Source organism: Shinella zoogloeoides, assembly GCF_022682305.1.
Lineage (GTDB): Bacteria > Pseudomonadota > Alphaproteobacteria > Rhizobiales > Rhizobiaceae > Shinella > Shinella zoogloeoides_B.
This window is the reverse complement of record NZ_CP093528.1, coordinates 360,960-377,276: the sequence shown is the minus strand read 5'-3', so window position 1 is coordinate 377,276 and position 16,317 is coordinate 360,960. Positions and strand designations below refer to the sequence as shown.

The following is a 16,317-nucleotide window of genomic DNA, read 5'->3' as shown; positions in this document are numbered from 1 at the left end:
TCAGACATCCTTCATGTGTGTCCGTACCCTCTGGTTCATCAGAGGTAATTCAGCAGACTGAGATTCTGGATCCTCGAAGTCAGCGTGTAGGCGAGCGAGAGCTGCGATTCGAGCGTTGTCACGCGCGTCGCGGCCTCGTAGGTATCGATACCCTCCATGTCCTTGATGCTGGTGCCCAGGATGGTGATCTGCGCGTTGAGCGAGACATTCGCCTGCGTGACGCGGGATTCGGAGATGCCGAGCTTGGAGCGCTCGCTGTCGACGCCGGAGACCGCGCGGCCCATATAGTTGATCGCCGCGTCGCTGACTGCCTTGCGCGTCTGCTCGGTGGTGCCGAGCGCCAGCAGCTCCTGGCCGAGCACGAGGCCGAGCGCCATGTAGCGCATGCCCTCCGTGTTCGTGTTGGTCGAGCTTTGCACCGTTTCAGCGGCGCTGATGCGGCTCTGCATGTTCTCGTCCGAGGCGGTCGACCAGTTGGCCTGCCAGTCCGGCCCCATGAAGCTCGCTTCCAGATCGCCGATGAAGATCTTCATCTCGTCCGGCGTGATCTCGGCGACGCCGGGATCGGTCTGGGTAAAGCCAAAATGCACGAAGAAGGCGGTATCGAACGCATCCTTGGCCTCGGAGGCCGGCGACCCCTCGAAGTAGTCCTTGAACGGGATCACGTCGGAATTGATGCCGGCGAAGAGATATTCGCCGCTGAAGGACGTATTGGCCGCCGCCGTGAAGGTGGAGAGCGCGTTGCCCATGTTCTTCTGCGCCAGGTCGAGCTGGTCGGCCGTGGTGATGCCGGACAGCGCGATCAGCACCTCCATCGCCCCGTTCGCCGCTTCCGACATCTTGCCGAGGGCTTCCTGCGAGGCGGCGAGCCGCTGGGTGGTGAGCGCGTTGGTGCTCTTCAGCGATTCCATGCGCTGCAGGTCGCGGTGCAGGTTCAGCGTGCGCGCCGTCTTGGCGCCGAGCGTGGCGCCGACATCCGCGTGACGGCCGGTGACCGTCTCCTCCTGGAGCTGCACCATCTCCTTCTGCGCCTTGGACACGGTGAGCCGCATGGCGTTCTGGAGGGACATGTTGGAAACGAAGGAAGCCTTCATGACTTAGCCTGCCGCCTGTAGGAGAGCGGTGATCATCTCATCGACCGCCGCCACGAGTTTCGCCGACGCCTTGTAGGATTGCTCGAGATCGAGAAGCAGCGCCAGCTCCTCGTCGAGGCTGACCGAGGTCACGTTCTGCAGGGCCTCCTGCGTGCGGCCGAGCAATGCGTTCTTGTCGTCAGCCGCCGTGGTGGCGGCGCTGCGGACTTCCTCCAGCCAGCCGACCGAACCGCTCGAGAAGGCCAGGATCGTGCCTGTCGTGTCGATGGCCGCGGCGCTGTCGAAGGTCATCGGCACTTCGAAGGCCGACGCATAGTTGTTCAGCAGGTCCGAGAAGCTGGCGAGCGGATCGCCAAGGGGATTGTTGAAGTCCTCGTAGATGCCGTCACGCAGCTTCATGGCGTTGCCGCCCTGGCTGGTGATCACCTCGGGATTGACCTTGATGACGGTCGAAAGGCCCGGAACGACGGCCGTGACGCTGAGATCGTCACCGACGGCGACGCCGTTGCGGATGAACAATCCATCCACCACGCCGCCCGCCGTGTTCTCGGAGAACATGTTGATCAGGCCACGCGCCATCTCGTCGAGCTGGGCCTGGAAGGTCGGGGCCGTGTGGTCGCGGATCTGGAGCAGCGCCGCGATGGAACCGCGCGCACTGGTGTTACCGCCCGCGCCGGCCTGCACCGGAACGCCGTCGATCAGCACCTGGTTGCCGGTGACCGTCGCCGTATAGGTCGTCGTCGGCTGGAAGGACACGCTGCGCTCGACCGTCTCGAACAGCACGGTGCCGTCGCTGGTATAGAGCGCCAGATCGTTGTTGGTGCGGGTCACGGTATTGACGCCGACGATGGCCGAAATCTCGGTCAGCAGCTTGTCGCGCTGGTCGAGGGCATCGTTGACATCCGTGCCGGCGGCAGTGCCCTGGCGGACCTGGTCGTTGTAGGTCCGGAATTCCTTGAGCAGGCGGTTCAGCTCGACGACAGCGGTGTCGATATCCGCGTCCGCCTCGGCGCGCAGCTTCTGCAGGGACTGCGAGGTGCTGTTCAGCGAATTGGCGACGTCGACCGCATCCGAAACCACGGTCTCGGCGAGCGAGACCTCGTTCGGCTTGTCGGCGAAGGTCTGGAGATTGTCGCGCAGCTTGGCGAGATAGGTGGACGGGGCGAGTTCGTAGTCCTCGCCGCCGAGCATCATCTTCATCTGCGTGAGACCGGCGAGCAGCGTGTCCTGCCCGCCCGCCTTGGAGATCGAGAGCAGGTTCTGCTTCAGCAGCGCTTCATTCTGGGCGCGCTGCGTTTCGACCACGGTGGCGCCCGAGGACGCCGTGGCGAGGATCGCCGCGCGGCGCGCGTAGGCCGGGTTGCTTGCATTGGCAATGTTCTTCGACGCGACGGCCGACTGCAGCCCCACGTTGGAGAAGCTGGACTGTGCAGTCTTCATTGCTGTTGAAAGCGACATCGGATCTACCTAATTCTCGAATGCTTGCGCGGCGACGAACGCCTTATCTCTTCAGATTGACGAGGACTTCCATGAGTTCCGAGCCGGTCTGGAAGACCTTCGAATTCGCCGTGTAGTTACGCTGCGATTCGATCATGCTGGTCAGCTCCTCGGCGATATCGACGTTGGAGTCCTCCAGCGCGCCCGAGATAATGGTGCCGTAGCCGCCGTTGCCGGCGTAGCCCATGACGATGACGCCCGAATCGGGGCTTTGCGAATAGACGTTGCCGGCGAGCGGCTTGAGGTTGTCCGGGCTTTGCACGTTCGCCATCGCGATACGGTACTTCGGCGCAAGGTCGCCGTTCTCGTATTTCAGGTAGACGATACCGTCGTCGCTGATCTCGTAGCCGGACACGCCGCTCGGGCCGATGCCGTCGATGTCGCCCTTGGCCGCGAAGGCCGCGGCGAGCTGCGTGCTGCCGCCGGCGGTTCCGCCGATGGAAACCGTCAGCGGATTGAGGACCGCGCCGTCGATCGGAAGCTCGTCGAGGACGAGGTCCGCCGGGCTGGTGGTCAGGTCGAGCTTGCCGTCCGCGCCGAAGGTCAACATCTTGGGCGTTGCCAGGTCCGCCGATGCGATGGTCCCCGGCGGGTTCGTGCCGCTCATCATGTCGTAGATATCGCCCGTCACCGGATCGGTGTAGGTCACGCCGACGGACCATTCGCTGGTCGGCGGCGGGCCAGCGGTGGTGCTGACCTTGGTATAGGTGAAGTCGAGCTTGCGTGTGTTGCCGAGGCTGTCATAGGCCACGAGCGACGTCGCCTTCTTGAAGCCCACGTCCTCGTTCGACGGCAGGTTGACGTGCAGGTAACCCGATTCGGAAGCCTTCACGTTCAGTTCGCCCGAGGCGAGGTTGATCTCCTCGAGACCGGCAAAGCCGTTGATGACGATCGTCGGGTCCTCGGTCGAGGAATAGGGATAGCCCATCAGCGTGAAGCCGGCGGAGTTCTTCAGCGTGCCGTCGTCCATCACGGTGAAGGCGCCGGCGCGCGTGAGATACTCGACGCCGTCCGAGCCATTGACGATGAAGAATCCCCTGCCGTTGATGGCAAGGTCCGTCGCCGAGGTCGTATAGGTGAAGGTGCCCTGCGAGGAAATGGAATAGCGCACATCCGTGGTGACGCCGCCCGAGTTGTAGGCGCCGCCGGTGGTGGGCAGGATCAGCGAGGAGAACTGGGTCGAGGCCTTCTTGTAGCCCGTCGTGTTCGCATTCGCGATGTTGTCGGCGACCGTGCTCAGGCGATTGGCCTGGGCATTCATGCCGGAAACACCCGTTCTCATCGTACCGTAAAGGCTCATTGGATTTCCCCGTTCGTCTCGTGCTCAGACCCTATGGGACGGGCCTTGCGTGAAGCTGGCTGCCGGGGGCCGCTGGAGGGGTCCCCTCCCCTCCGGCCCGGCAACGGATGTCAGCCCTGCCAGTCGATGCAGTAGCCAAGGAAGCGCTTGGAATCGATCGGGTCGAAGCCGAGCTTCTTGCGCAGCTTCTTGCGCAGCTTGCTGATGTGGCTTTCCACGACGTTCTCCTCGACGTCCTCGTCGAAGATGCCGTAGATCGCGTTGAAGATCTGGGTCTTGGAAAGACGGCGGCCGCGGTTGGCGACCAAATATTCCAGGATACGGCGCTCGCGGCGCGGCAGCGGGAAGACCTCGTCGTTGATTTCCGGATCGCGGCCGTCCGAGAAGACGCGGATCGGGCCGATGTCGGTGTGGTTGGCAAGCGCCTTCAGGCGACGCCGGATGGCCGCCGCACGGGCCAGAATCTCACGGGGATGGACCGGCTTGCGCACGACGTCGTCGACACCGCTGTCGAAGAAGGCAAGCGTGGTTTCCAGGGACGGCGTGTCGCTGACCGCGATCACCGGTGCCTGCGAGCGATCGCGGATGGCCCGCGGCAGCTCCATGGAAAGCTGGCCCTGACCGATCAGGAAAGCCTCGACCGCATCGATGTCCGAATCGGCGGCGGTGTTGACCCACTCGCCGAATTCACGGGGATCGAACCCCGTCGAGGGCACGCCCTCGCGACCAAAAAGAGAAGTATAGCCGTCTTTAACGAGCTCGCGCTCATCAACCACTACGATCATTCGTCCGCCTCCGAATCAGTGTGGTGTTTCGTTCAGGCAGTGGTACGAATCGGGCGAATCACCGGCAACTAGAGGAACTAAACGGCTGATTTTAACAGTTGATTAAGATTTGCGTGCCGATTTGATCTACATATAGTAGCCACCCCCATTCTTTGCCACAATTTTACGGTGGAAAAGTTAATAAAGGTTAACGCCCAGCCTTGCATGCCCCAAAGCGGGCGCATTCCCGCCACATTACGGGACAGTGTCTTCAGGAGGCGAACTCTCAACCTTTGAGGGAATTATTGGCAGAACGCTTTCGCGTTCGGCGTCCAGCTTCCGTAGCCCGTGGCGACCAGATTGGCGATCACCCGGCAGACATAGCGCTTCTGCGCGGGATCGTTGTTGGGACCGGCATGGTAGCGTGCGACCGCCATGGTCCAGGTCTCGTGCCGGGCGTGCAAGCGGGCAAGGAACGCCGCCGCATATTCGACGTTCTTGTGCGGATCGAACATCTCGGCGGGCGAGGCGAACTGATCGCCGTGGAAGTGGTGGTTGATCTGCATGCAGCCGAGATCGATCAGCTTCGCGCCGCTTGCCCGCGCCGCCTCGAAGGTGCGCAGCGCCTCCTCCCGGCTCCCGCCGAAATAGGCCTTGCCCTCGACATTCAGGGCATAGGGCTGGAGCGATCCTTTCCGGCCGGTCTCGGTGAGGCCGACCGAATAGAGGATACCGGCGGGGATGTCGTATTTGGCGGCAGCGGCGAGGATTTCCCGCTCGCAGGTGCCGACAGCAGCCGAGGCGTCAGAGATAGACGCCGCCAGAGCGCCCAGACTGGCCGCCAGCAACGCCAGCAGCGGTTTCCGAGATGTTGCCTTCATGGGACCTTCCCTCGCGTCCGAACGTGCCTGCGCCTTCGTCACCGCGCTGTCCGCGGCCATTGCCGCCCTCGCGGGCCTGCGGCTGGCTGGAGAATTGCTGCTGGCCCTGGCCATCGCCCTGTGTGCCGGCGCTGCGATCGGCCGGCGCAAGCTGCACGGAGACCTGATCCACCGCGAAGCCATGGCCGCGCAGGGCGCGCACGATGGCGTCCTGGTCGTCGGCAAGCTGGCGATAGGCTTCGCCCGTCTCCACCTGCAGCGAGACGACCAGCTCATCGCCATGCAGGCGCAGCGTCGCCGTCACGAGGCCAAGCTCGATCGGGTGCATCTGAATCTTGAGCGTGTTGACCACCTTGCCGGTCGCCGCCGCCTCCGAATGGGTGAGACCGCCCGTCGCGCTGAGCGAGGCGGTCCATTCCGGATCCTGCGTGATGGCGGTCGTCACCGCCGCCGCGTTGCCGGCCTGTGCAAGGCCGATATAGCGGCGGGAATCGACCACCGTCACCGTCTCGCCCTTCGGCCCGGTGGGATTGGCGTCACGGAAGGAAGCACGGTCGCCGCCGATGCTCACATCGAGGTCACGGCCCTTGCCGTCAGCGCGGATGAGGCGGAAGAGCTTGTCGGTCTCCGATTGCGGCACCTCGCCGCCATCCGCCTCGACAAGATCTGCCGCATCCGTCCTGCCGGCCATATCGGCCTTGGCCGCCGTCTTGCCGGCCGGCTGGGTCCTGCCCTCCGGCGCGCCGCCGAACGCCGCAGCGCCATTGGCGCCGGCATGCGGCAGGGCGGCGTTCGGCGTCGCCAGCAGATCGAGAAGATTGCCGACATCCGTTTCACCGGCCATCAGCGCGTTCGGATCGACCTCGCCCTCGGTTCCTTCGATATTTCCTGCCGCATCCCCGGCGGCCTCATGGCCTCCCGCACGGGGTCTGCCGCCGGCATGCGCTGCAGCCTTCGTCTTTCCATCAAGCGAGGGCTTGGCCTCTCCCACCGCATCGCCGCCGGCCTTGCCGAGCGCTTCGGCAAGGGCCTGCTCATCGCGATGGCCCGGCTTGGCCCGTGCGCCGCCCGCCCGCTCGCCGTTGCCCGAGATCGAGCGGCCGCCCTCCCCATCCCGGGAGCGAAGACTCGCGACCGCCATGGCGAAATCGCCGCCGCCGGATGCCTCGCCCGCCTTGCCGTGGCCGGTCTTGCCCTTGGCTGGCGCCTCTGCCTGAACGGCGCCCAGAACCCCGCTGCCGATGGTGCTCAACTGCCTTCTCCTTTCAAGAGCGCGTCGATTTCGTCGAGCTTGGATCGGCCGGTCGACACGAAATTGTCGAAGGCCGGGTCGATGCCCGTCTCTTCCTGCTGCGCCTGCTTTTCCTGTTCCGGCTTTTTCTGCTCCGGCCTGGCGACGGCAACCGGTGTTTCCTCCGCCCCCGCCCGCGGGTCCATCGCCCGGTCCGCTGCCGCCTCGGCCTCGCTCAGCCCTTCGTAGGAAGGGTCCTCCGCCTTCGCGGGCACCACCGCCTTTTCCTGCGCGCCGCCGGCAACGGGCGCGCGCAAAACCTCTTCGGCCACGGCGCGCGCGGCCTCCTTCAAGGCCCTGTCCTTGGCCGACAGCTTGTCGTCCGGAATGGCGACGATTTCCTGCATCGCCGACGCCACGTCGCCGGAGGGCACGGACGCCAGCCCCGAATAGAGGTCCGCCAGCACCTTCGGGACGCTCTCGCCGTCTCCCGAGAGGATCTGCGCGCGTTCGGCCGCAAGGCTGGCGAGCTTGTTCTTGCCCGAGATCGCCGCCAGCCGCGCCATGCGCAGATAGACCTCACGCTGGCGGGGCACATCCATGAAGGAGAGGATTTCGAGGATATCGTCCTGCTTCAGCGCGTCGAAGTGATCGACGGCGAGCTTGACGAAGAGATCGGCGAACTGGCTGGCATAGGGCGAGCGCAGGTAGCGACGCGCATAGCGGTTGGCATAGGCCATGCTCCTGTCGATCCAGCCCGCCTCGCTGGCGATGAAGATGGAGCGGCGCAGCGCCGCCTCCTCGACGATCGTTCCGGGCGCGACGAGGCGCGCCCAGTCGAAATAGGTAAGCGCCAGCTTCGGGTCCTTGCGGATGACGGAATTGGCCGAGACGAGCGCCAGATAGGGACCGACGCGCGAGCGCTTGTATTCCGGGAAGATTTCCGCCAGCGACTTCACGCTCTGGCTGCCGCGCCCGCCGAGATAATTGCTCAGCGTGTCGGTCAGGCGGGAATCGAAATGGCCGGCGACGTCCTTCTTGAGCAGCAGCTCCAGCGTCTCGGGATTACCGCCGCTCATGGCGTAGACGAGCGCCGCATCCACATTGCGCGGATCGTCGAAGATCGAGGGATCGGCAGTGCGCAGCCGCTCGTCGATGGTGGTCAGCAGGAAACGCTGCATCTCCATCGCCGAATGGTCGCCGAGCACCACCGTGTCCTGCACGAACTGCAGCGAGCGGATCATCTTGTAGGGCGCAAGATCGTCGGGGCTTTCTGCGCGCGCCGACGCGCCGGCGACAAGCGCCGCGCAGAAAACCGTACCCGTCAGGAGCGTGCGCCGGAGGAAACCCATCGATCAGCCACCCTCGGCCTGGATGAGGATTTCGATACGACGGTTGGCGGCGGCCATCGGATCGGCCGGCACCTTCAGGCGACGATCGGCAAAGCCCGAGACCTGGCTGACGCGCTTCTCCGCAAGGCCGCCGCGCACCAGCATGTAGTAGGCGCTCTGCGCACGGTCGAGGGAAAGACGCCAGTTGTCGTTCTTGCCGCCGGCGAAGGGGCGCGCGTCCGTATGGCCGCGGATGGCGATGGCGCCGGGCTTGCCTTCGAGGATCTTGCCGATCTTCTCCATGGCCAGCACCATTTCCTGCCGCGGCACGGCAGAGCCGACATTGAACATCGTCGTGTCGAGCTGGTCGGTGAGGCTGACGAGGAGGCCGCCTTCGGCAGGGGTGACGGTGAGGCCTTCGGCGAGCTTGCCGATCGCACCGATTTCCTGCGCGATCTGCTTCTTCAGCGCGTCGGCGTCCTTGTCCTTCTTCGCCTTCTCGGCCTCGTCGGCCTTCCTCTCCGTCTCGGTCTTGTCTTCCTCGGCCTTCTTCATGGCCTCTTCGGCATCCGCCTTGGCAAGCGCATCCTCGACCGTCCTGTCGGTATCGACAGCCGCCATCGTCTGCTGGCCGGGCTTGCCCGCCTGCGCCTTGGCCTCGCTGCCGGCGCTGGTCGCCTCGGAGATTTCCACCTGCTGCGTCCAGAAATCGGGATCGAACGGGTCGCGATAGGCTTCGCCGCCGCTGGCGCCCGTGGCCGGGCCGGAGCTTGCCGCGCCGCCCTCGCCCTTGGCGCTGACATTGGCCTGCTGGCCGACTTCCTGCGCGATCTCGGAGAGCACCGAATAGGGATTGGAGAAGAAGTCGGCCTCGGAATACTTCGTCTCCTCGCCGGCCGTCGTGTTCTCGTCCTTGCCCTTTTCCGCGCCGTTGCCGCTCGCCTGCTGCTGGCCTTGCTCCTTGGACTTGTCCTGGGTCGCCTCGCCTTCCTTGCTGTTGGCGGGTTTCTTCACGGATTTGTCCGCCGGCTTGTCGTCGGTCAGCTTGATCGGGTTGAAATAGGAGGCGACCGAAGCCTTGGTCTCCTCGTTGGCGGCATTGACGAGCCACATGACGAGGAAGAACGCCATCATGGCCGTCATGAAGTCGGCATAGGCGATCTTCCAGGCGGCCGCATGGTGATCGCCCTCGTGATCGCCATGTCGCTTGACGATGATGATCTCGTTCTTGCCGTGGTGGTGATTTTCGCCTTCGCTCATGCAAGCACCTTGCGTACGGTGTCAGCCCAGGCCGCCATCCGCGTTACCAGGACGGCGTCGCCGAATTCCACCGTCAGATCGACATCCTGCACCTCGACATGCCGGAACACCGGCATGGGGTCCTCGAAGTGCGACTTCAACTGCTCGAAGAGGTTCAACGGCCCCTTCACCGTAATCGTCATGCCCTCGCCGTCCTTCAGGCCTTCGGCGACCAGGCGCGCGAGGTCGGCGACCGCGCCCTTGGTCAGGACCTGGCTCATGACGGGGGCAAGAACCTGCGCCGTCTGCGCGGCGACCTGATCGGCCACCTCACCCGTCAGCGCGGAGAACCGTTCGGCGAGCGCCGCCGCGTAGTCCTGTTCGTAGCGCGCCTTCAATGCCTCGAGTTCGGCCTTGTGGGCTTCCTTCAGGGCGGCAAGGGTGGCCTCGTGCTTCGCCTGAAGCTCGGCTTCGGCCTCTGCCCGGCCTTCCGCCAGCGCCGCGGCCCTTTCGGCCTCCACATCCACCGCCGGCAGGGCAGGCAGCAAGGCAAGGGGTTCGGCCATGGCCGGCATACTCTCCTGCGCGAAGCTCGGCGGCTGGAAGACCGGCGCAGGCGCACGCGGCGTGCTGAAATCCTTGAGGTAGCGGGCGAGATGGGTGCTCATGCCATCGCTTCCTGCCGGACGAACGGAACGAAGGCCCGGCGGGACAGCCGCGGACCGCTTCGACGCTCGCTCATGGGGACACTCTTGCCTGACAACACCGCTGACCTGTCTCCTCGGACACCGCGCCCCGCCGGGAGGCGGAGGGCGCACAATCTTCCTGATCGTGCCACCGAACCTAGGGGTTCAAACTTGTGCGAGGATGAAGATGAAGGGTGTTGGGCCGCGCCAGGGCAATCGCGCGGCCCAACCGCCCACCCGGCCGATGACCACGGCCGGGCGGATCGAAGCCTCCCACCCTTACTGGCGGAAGAGCTGGAGAATGTTCTCGGCGCTCGAATTGGCGATCGAGAGCGACTGGATGCCGAGCTGCTGCTGGGTCTGCAGCGCCTTGAGGCGCGTGGATTCCTCGTTCATGTCCGCATCGACCAGGCGGCCGATACCCTTGTCGATCACGTCGACAAGCGTGGCGACGAAATCCTCCTGCAGGCCGATACGGCTCTGGATGGAGCCGAGCGAGGAGGCCGCGCTCGTCATGGCGAGGAGCTGCTGGTCCACGAAGCGCGTCATCACGTCGAGCACATCGACCTCGACATAGGTCTGGCCCGTCATACCGCCCATCGTGGTGGCGAGATCGAGCAGCTTGTTGATGTCGAGCGTGGCGACGGAGAAGCCGAGGGAGCGGCTGTCCATGTCGTTTGCGGCAGTGGCGACCGCATAATAGGGCGTGCCGTTGTCGTAGGCCGCGGTCGTGGTGCCGCCCCCGATGCTCGGATCGGTCGTCGTGACCTCGACCCAGCTATCGTCGGCAATCTTCAGATAGAATTCGCCGGATACCTCGTAGACGCGCGGATCGCTCCCCGTCGTCGGCCCCTTCACGGCGAGGTCCGCATTGGTGTAGCTGGCGACGGCATATTTCTTGGTCGCGACATCCCCTGCACCGTCCGTTTCCTCGATGGAGACGGCAACCTCCTTCTCCGAAAGGAAGCCGGCCTCCTTGTCGAGGACACCGAACTTGCCGCCGCTTTGGTCGAAGAGAACGGTTTTGGAATCGAGCGGATAGTCCACCGTCGTGACGGCGACCTGCCCGGAGGAGGTGCGGATGAAGGAGGCGACGACCTGCTTGGTGATCGGCCGCTCGACGGGCGGCGTGGCGCCGTTGCTGATGACGCCCTGCAGCCAGTTCTCGCCGGAGAAGGAGGCGGATTCGGAAATACTGCGGAGCTGGTTCTGGAGCTGGGTGATCTCTTCCTGGATCTTGGCGCGGTCGGTGCCGACGCCATAGGCGGCGACGAGCTTGGCTTTGATCTCCTTCACCGTCTCGATCGCGCTTTCCATCGCGGCATAGGCGGTGTCGACCTTCGCGGCGCCGAGGCCGAGCGCGTCGGCCACCGTGGAAAGCGCCCGATTGTCGGAGCGCATCGTGGTCGCGATCGACCAATAGGCGGCGTTGTCGGAGGCGTTCTCGACCCGCAGGCCCGAGGAAACGCGCGCCTGGGTGGTTTCGAGGCCGTTGTCGATGCTGCGCAAGGTCTGCAGCGCTGCCATGGCGGCGGAGTTGGTCAAAATGCTGGTCATTGGCACTTGCCCTGAAAAGGAGATTGTCGGGGACATGCCGGAGTGAGGCGGGGACCGGTAACGACAGGGGGCGTCATGCATTCGGCGCCGCCTGTTTGCCCTGGGCGCCGATCCATCGTTCTTAACAATTGGTTAACGAGAAATGGTTAACAAATGGTTAACGCCGCCGGCGCGTGTAAAGGAAATTGAAGAAATCGTAAATTTCCGATGACCAGATCTGGCCTCGTCCATGTATCCGCAAGATGGCAATCCGGCCATTCCCCCTGACAATCGAGGGGTTTTGCGGGCCTGTCGATATCCATCGGCACGGTCCGGTTTACCGGGCGAAACGGCGGGCCGAGATTGCAACTCCTACGAGGCCTGTTAACCTAAAATTAAAAGCTGCCGGTTTAGAACTGGCCTTGGTCGAAAAGGGGAGTAATGGGGCACTCTGTGCGTTCCGGTGGCTCCCCCTGACACAGCACAGCCGATGCAAGGCGTTTGTGACCAAATGGCGTAGGGATCGGAGCCGCTTCGGCTTCCGCGCATGATGCCCTTCCGATGCGCTGGCTCGTTCGAGCCATGTTTCAATTGACATAGTTTTCGTCCAACCGGACGTCCGGAGCGTAAGCGCCCGCAATTGGCGCCCGACCGAGCGGTACGACGGCCAGCGCAAGGCGCTTGGGGACCCGAGGAGAAGAGCCAACTCTTCCCGCACGGTCGGTGGCACGAAGACGACGTCGACCAGATCCGCTAGAACAAGGGCGCGCGTCCATGACTTCAATTATTTCCAATCTGACCGCCAGCCAGATCAAGAATCTCGCCACAGCGACGATTCAGACGCTCAACACCGAGGATGTCGCGGCCTTGACCTCCGACAAGGTGGCAGCGCTCTCCTCCGCACAGCTCAACGCTTTCACCTCGACCAGCCTGGTCTCCTTCACCTCCAGCCAGATCAGCGCGATCACCGCGACGGCGCTGAAGGGCCTGAGCGCCACCCAGATGGCCGCTCTCGATTCCGGCCATATCGCCGGCCTCACTGCCAAGCAGGCCGCTTCGCTCACCAGCGCGCAGGTTGCCACCTTCACGACCGACGAAGTCAGCGCGCTCTCCGCGACGCAGATCGCCTCCCTTGGCTATGACGTCTTCACGACCTTCGATTCGGCTGAAATCGCCCTGTTCTCCACGGACGAAGTCGCCGCCATTTCCGACAAGGCCATCGCCGGCCTCACCACCGCCACCGTCGCAAGCCTTGGCACCGACAAGCTTGCCGCGCTGACCACCAAGCAGATCGCAGCCCTCTCCTCGAGCCAGCTCAACGCGCTGACCAGCGCCCAGCTCACCTCGCTCGGCACGGACAAGATCGCCGCCCTCTCCGCCAAGCAGCTCGCCGGCGTCAGCACCGGCCAGATTGCCGGCCTCAGCACCACGCAGGTCGCCTCGCTCGGCGCCAAGCAGATCGCAGCCTTCACCACCGCGCAGGCCGCCGCCCTGAACACCGCCCAGGTCGAGGCTCTGACCTCCTCGCAGGTTGCCGCGCTCAGCGCCGCTGCCCTCAAGACCATCGACTCCGCGGAACTGGCCCTGTTCTCTACCGACGAACTTGCCGCCATCTCCGACAAGGCGATCGCAGGTCTCGAAACCGCTGCCCTCGCAAGCCTCGGCACCGACAAGCTCGCCGCGCTCAACACCAAGCAGATGGCAGCACTCTCCTCCGCACAGCTCGGTGCTCTCAGCAGCACGCAGCTCAACTCGCTCAGCTCCGACAAGCTCGGCGTCCTCTCCGCCAAGCAGCTTGCCGGCCTGACGACCGGCCAGGTCGCCGGCCTCAGCACCACGCAGGTCGCTTCGCTCGGTGCAAAGCAGATCGCAGCCTTCACCACCGCACAGGCCGCTGCGCTGAACACCGCCCAGGTCGAAGCCCTCACCTCCTCGCAGATCGCCGCCCTCGGCGCAGCTGCCCTCAAGACCATCGACTCGGCGGAACTGGCCCTGTTCTCCACCAGCGAACTCGCCGCCATCTCCGACAAGGCGATTGCAGGTCTCGACAGTGCCGCTCTGGCAAGCCTGACCACCGACAAGCTCGCTGCGCTCAACACCAAGCAGATCGCGGCCCTTTCGTCGGCGCAGCTCGGTGCTCTCAGCAGCGCCCAGATCAACTCGCTGAGCTCCGATAAGCTCGGCGCGCTGTCCGCCAAGCAGCTTACCGGCCTGACGACCGGCCAGATTGCCGGTCTCAGCACCGAACAGGTCGCCTCGCTCGGCGCCAAGCAGATCGCCGCCATGACGACGGCGCAGGCTGCGGCCCTGAGCACGGCTCAGGTCGAAGCCCTCACCTCCTCGCAGGTCGCCGCGCTCAGCGCCGCTGCCCTCAAGACCATCGACTCCGCGGAACTGGCCCTGTTCTCCTCCAGCGAACTGGCCGCCATCTCCGACAAGGCGATTGCAGGTCTCGACAGCGCCGCTCTGGCAAGCCTGACAACCGACAAGCTTGCAGCCCTGAACACCAAGCAGATCGCAGCTCTTTCGTCGGCACAGCTCGGCGCCCTCAGCAGCGCCCAGCTCAACTCGCTCAGCTCCGATAAGCTTGCGGCTCTCTCTGCCAAGCAGATCGCGGGCCTGACGACCGGCCAGGTGGCTGGCCTCAGCACCGATCAGGTCGCTTCGCTCGGCGCCAAGCAGATCGCCGCCCTGACGACGGCACAGGCCGCCGCCCTGAGCACCGCCCAGGTCGAGGCTCTGACCTCCTCGCAGGTTGCTGCGCTCGGCACCGCTGCCCTCAAGACCATCGACTCCGCGGAACTGGCCCTGTTCTCCACCAGCGAACTGGCCGCCATCTCCGACAAGGCCATCGCCGGTCTCGACAGCGCCGCTCTGGCAAGCCTGACAACCGACAAGCTCGCGGCCCTGAACACCAAGCAGATCGCGGCCCTCTCCTCGGCTCAGCTCGGCGCGCTCAGCAGCGCTCAGCTCAACTCGCTCAGCTCCGACAAGCTCGGCGCCCTCTCCGCCAAGCAGCTTGCCGGCCTGACCACCGGCCAGGTGGCTGGCCTCAGCACCGATCAGGTCGCTTCGCTCGGCGCCAAGCAGATCGCCGCCCTGACGACGGCACAGGCCGCCGCCCTGAGCACCGCCCAGGTCGAGGCTCTGACCTCCTCGCAGGTTGCTGCGCTCGGCACCGCTGCCCTCAAGACCATCGACTCCGCGGAACTGGCCCTGTTCTCCACCAGCGAACTGGCCGCCATCTCCGATAAGGCCATCGCCGGTCTCGACAGCGCCGCTCTGGCAAGCCTGACCACCGACAAGCTCGCCGCGCTCAACACCAAGCAGATCGCGGCGCTCTCCTCGGCTCAGCTCGGCGCCCTCAGCAGTGCCCAGGTCAACTCGCTCAGCTCCGATAAGCTCGGCGCTCTCTCCGCCAAGCAGATCGCGGGTCTGACGACCGGCCAGGTCGCCGGCCTCAGCACCACGCAGGTCGCTTCGCTCGGTGCAAAGCAAATCGCAGCCTTCACCACCGCACAGGCCGCTGCTCTGAACACTGCTCAGGTCGAAGCCCTCACCTCCTCGCAGATCGCCGCCCTCGGCGCCGCTGCTCTCAAGACCATCGACTCGGCGGAACTGGCCCTGTTCGCCACCGACGAACTCGCCGCCATCTCCGATAAGGCGATCGCCGGTCTCGACAGCGCCGCTCTGGCAAGCCTGACAACCGACAAGCTCGCTGCGCTCAACACCAAGCAGATCGCGGCCCTCTCCTCGGCTCAGCTCGGCGCCCTCAGCAGCGCTCAGCTCAACTCGCTCAGCTCCGATAAGCTTGGCGCGCTGTCCGCCAAGCAGATCGCTGGCCTGACGACTGGTCAGGTGGCTGGCCTCAGCACCGATCAGGTCGCTTCGCTCGGCGCCAAGCAGATCGCAGCTCTGACGACGTCGCAGGCCGCTGCCCTGAACACCGCTCAGATCGAGGCTCTGACCTCCTCGCAGATCGCCGCCCTCGGCGCCGCTGCCCTCAAGACCATCGACTCCGCGGAACTGGCCCTGTTCTCCTCCAGCGAACTGGCCGCCATCTCCGACAAGGCGATCGCAGGCCTTGAAGCTGCGGCCCTCGCAGGCCTTGGCACCGACAAGCTCGCCGCGCTCAACACCAAGCAGATCGCGGCGCTCTCCTCGGCACAGCTCGGCGCCCTCGACAGCGCCCAGCTCAACTCGCTCAGTTCCGACAAGCTCGCGGCCCTCTCGGCCAAGCAGCTCGCCGGCCTGACGACCGGCCAGGTCGCATCACTCAGCACCACGCAGGTTGCGGCTCTCGACGCCAAGCAGCTCAATGGCCTCAGCTCCAGCCAGGTCGCGGCTCTCTCCTCGACCCAGGTCGAGGCCCTCAACAGCACGCAGATCGCCGGCCTCACCGCCGCCGTCCTGCAGGCCCTGAGCGCGGACGAGATCAAGACCTTCACCACCGACGAACTGGCCGCCATCAGCGCCAAGGCGATTGCCGGCCTCGCCACGGAAGACATCCTTGCCCTGAGCTCCGCCCAGGTCCGGGCTCTGAAGGCCGAGCAGGTCGCCGCGATGAACACGGCGCAGGTCGAAGCCATCATCCAGGCCTACAAGACGGTCTAACGCACGATAAAGGGCGGCGCGGCTTCGAACCGCGCCGCCCTTTCCCCTTCCCGGCGACCAGCCCGACGCAAGTCAACTCCGATAGCAAGGCGGACGAGCTCATCCAGAGTCCGTTCAACAGCCCGGCCAGCAGGCCCCTTGCCG

The 16,317-nt window shown here is 65.0% G+C and carries 11 protein-coding genes; 1 reads left to right on the top strand and 10 read right to left on the bottom strand.

The features are described from left to right. Positions 1-38: 38 nt before the first annotated feature. From MOE34_RS01910 to MOE34_RS01865, 10 genes are all read right to left on the bottom strand, one after another. A complete protein-coding gene (locus tag MOE34_RS01910) occupies positions 39-1,094 on the bottom strand; it encodes a flagellar hook-associated family protein (protein WP_242220338.1) in 1,056 nt (351 codons plus the stop codon). A 3-nt stretch (positions 1,095-1,097) separates the two neighbouring features. Next, positions 1,098-2,552, bottom strand: coding sequence for a flagellar hook-associated protein FlgK (gene flgK / locus MOE34_RS01905; protein WP_242220335.1), 1,455 nt, complete (start codon positions 2,550-2,552; stop codon positions 1,098-1,100). A 43-nt stretch (positions 2,553-2,595) separates the two neighbouring features. Then, a complete protein-coding gene (locus MOE34_RS01900) occupies positions 2,596-3,891 on the bottom strand; it encodes a flagellar hook protein FlgE (RefSeq protein WP_242220332.1) in 1,296 nt (431 codons plus the stop codon). Positions 3,892-4,001: 110 nt separating this feature from the next. Continuing rightward, positions 4,002-4,676 carry a transcriptional activator Rem gene (gene rem, locus MOE34_RS01895; RefSeq protein WP_242220330.1) on the bottom strand — a complete coding sequence of 225 codons (675 nt, stop codon included), beginning with the start codon at positions 4,674-4,676 and terminating at the stop codon, positions 4,002-4,004. A 281-nt stretch (positions 4,677-4,957) separates the two neighbouring features. Beyond that, the gene (locus MOE34_RS01890; RefSeq protein ID WP_160787017.1) at positions 4,958-5,536 is read right to left on the bottom strand and encodes a transglycosylase SLT domain-containing protein; all 579 of its coding nucleotides are present in this window, start codon (positions 5,534-5,536) and stop codon (positions 4,958-4,960) included. Further along, entirely contained in the window at positions 5,460-6,788 is a 1,329-nt protein-coding gene (locus tag MOE34_RS01885; RefSeq protein WP_242220327.1) for a flagellar hook-length control protein FliK, read from the bottom strand. The genes MOE34_RS01890 and MOE34_RS01885 overlap by 77 nt, the downstream gene beginning before the upstream one ends. Continuing rightward, the gene (gene motC, locus MOE34_RS01880; protein WP_242220324.1) at positions 6,785-8,119 is read right to left on the bottom strand and encodes a chemotaxis protein MotC; all 1,335 of its coding nucleotides are present in this window, start codon (positions 8,117-8,119) and stop codon (positions 6,785-6,787) included. Before motC ends, MOE34_RS01885 begins: the two co-directional genes overlap by 4 nt. Before the next feature lie 3 nt (positions 8,120-8,122). Further along, a complete protein-coding gene (locus MOE34_RS01875) occupies positions 8,123-9,358 on the bottom strand; it encodes a MotB family protein (RefSeq protein ID WP_242220321.1) in 1,236 nt (411 codons plus the stop codon). Continuing rightward, a complete protein-coding gene (locus MOE34_RS01870; RefSeq protein ID WP_242220318.1) occupies positions 9,355-10,005 on the bottom strand; it encodes a hypothetical protein in 651 nt (216 codons plus the stop codon). The genes MOE34_RS01875 and MOE34_RS01870 overlap by 4 nt, the downstream gene beginning before the upstream one ends. A 297-nt stretch (positions 10,006-10,302) precedes the next feature. Then, a complete protein-coding gene (locus tag MOE34_RS01865) occupies positions 10,303-11,580 on the bottom strand; it encodes a flagellin (protein ID WP_242220315.1) in 1,278 nt (425 codons plus the stop codon). A 753-nt stretch (positions 11,581-12,333) separates the two neighbouring features. Here MOE34_RS01865 and MOE34_RS01860 point away from each other — a divergent pair. Further along, positions 12,334-16,173, top strand: a complete 3,840-nt coding sequence (locus MOE34_RS01860) for a beta strand repeat-containing protein (protein WP_242220312.1) — start codon at positions 12,334-12,336, stop codon at positions 16,171-16,173. Positions 16,174-16,317 lie beyond the last annotated feature (144 nt).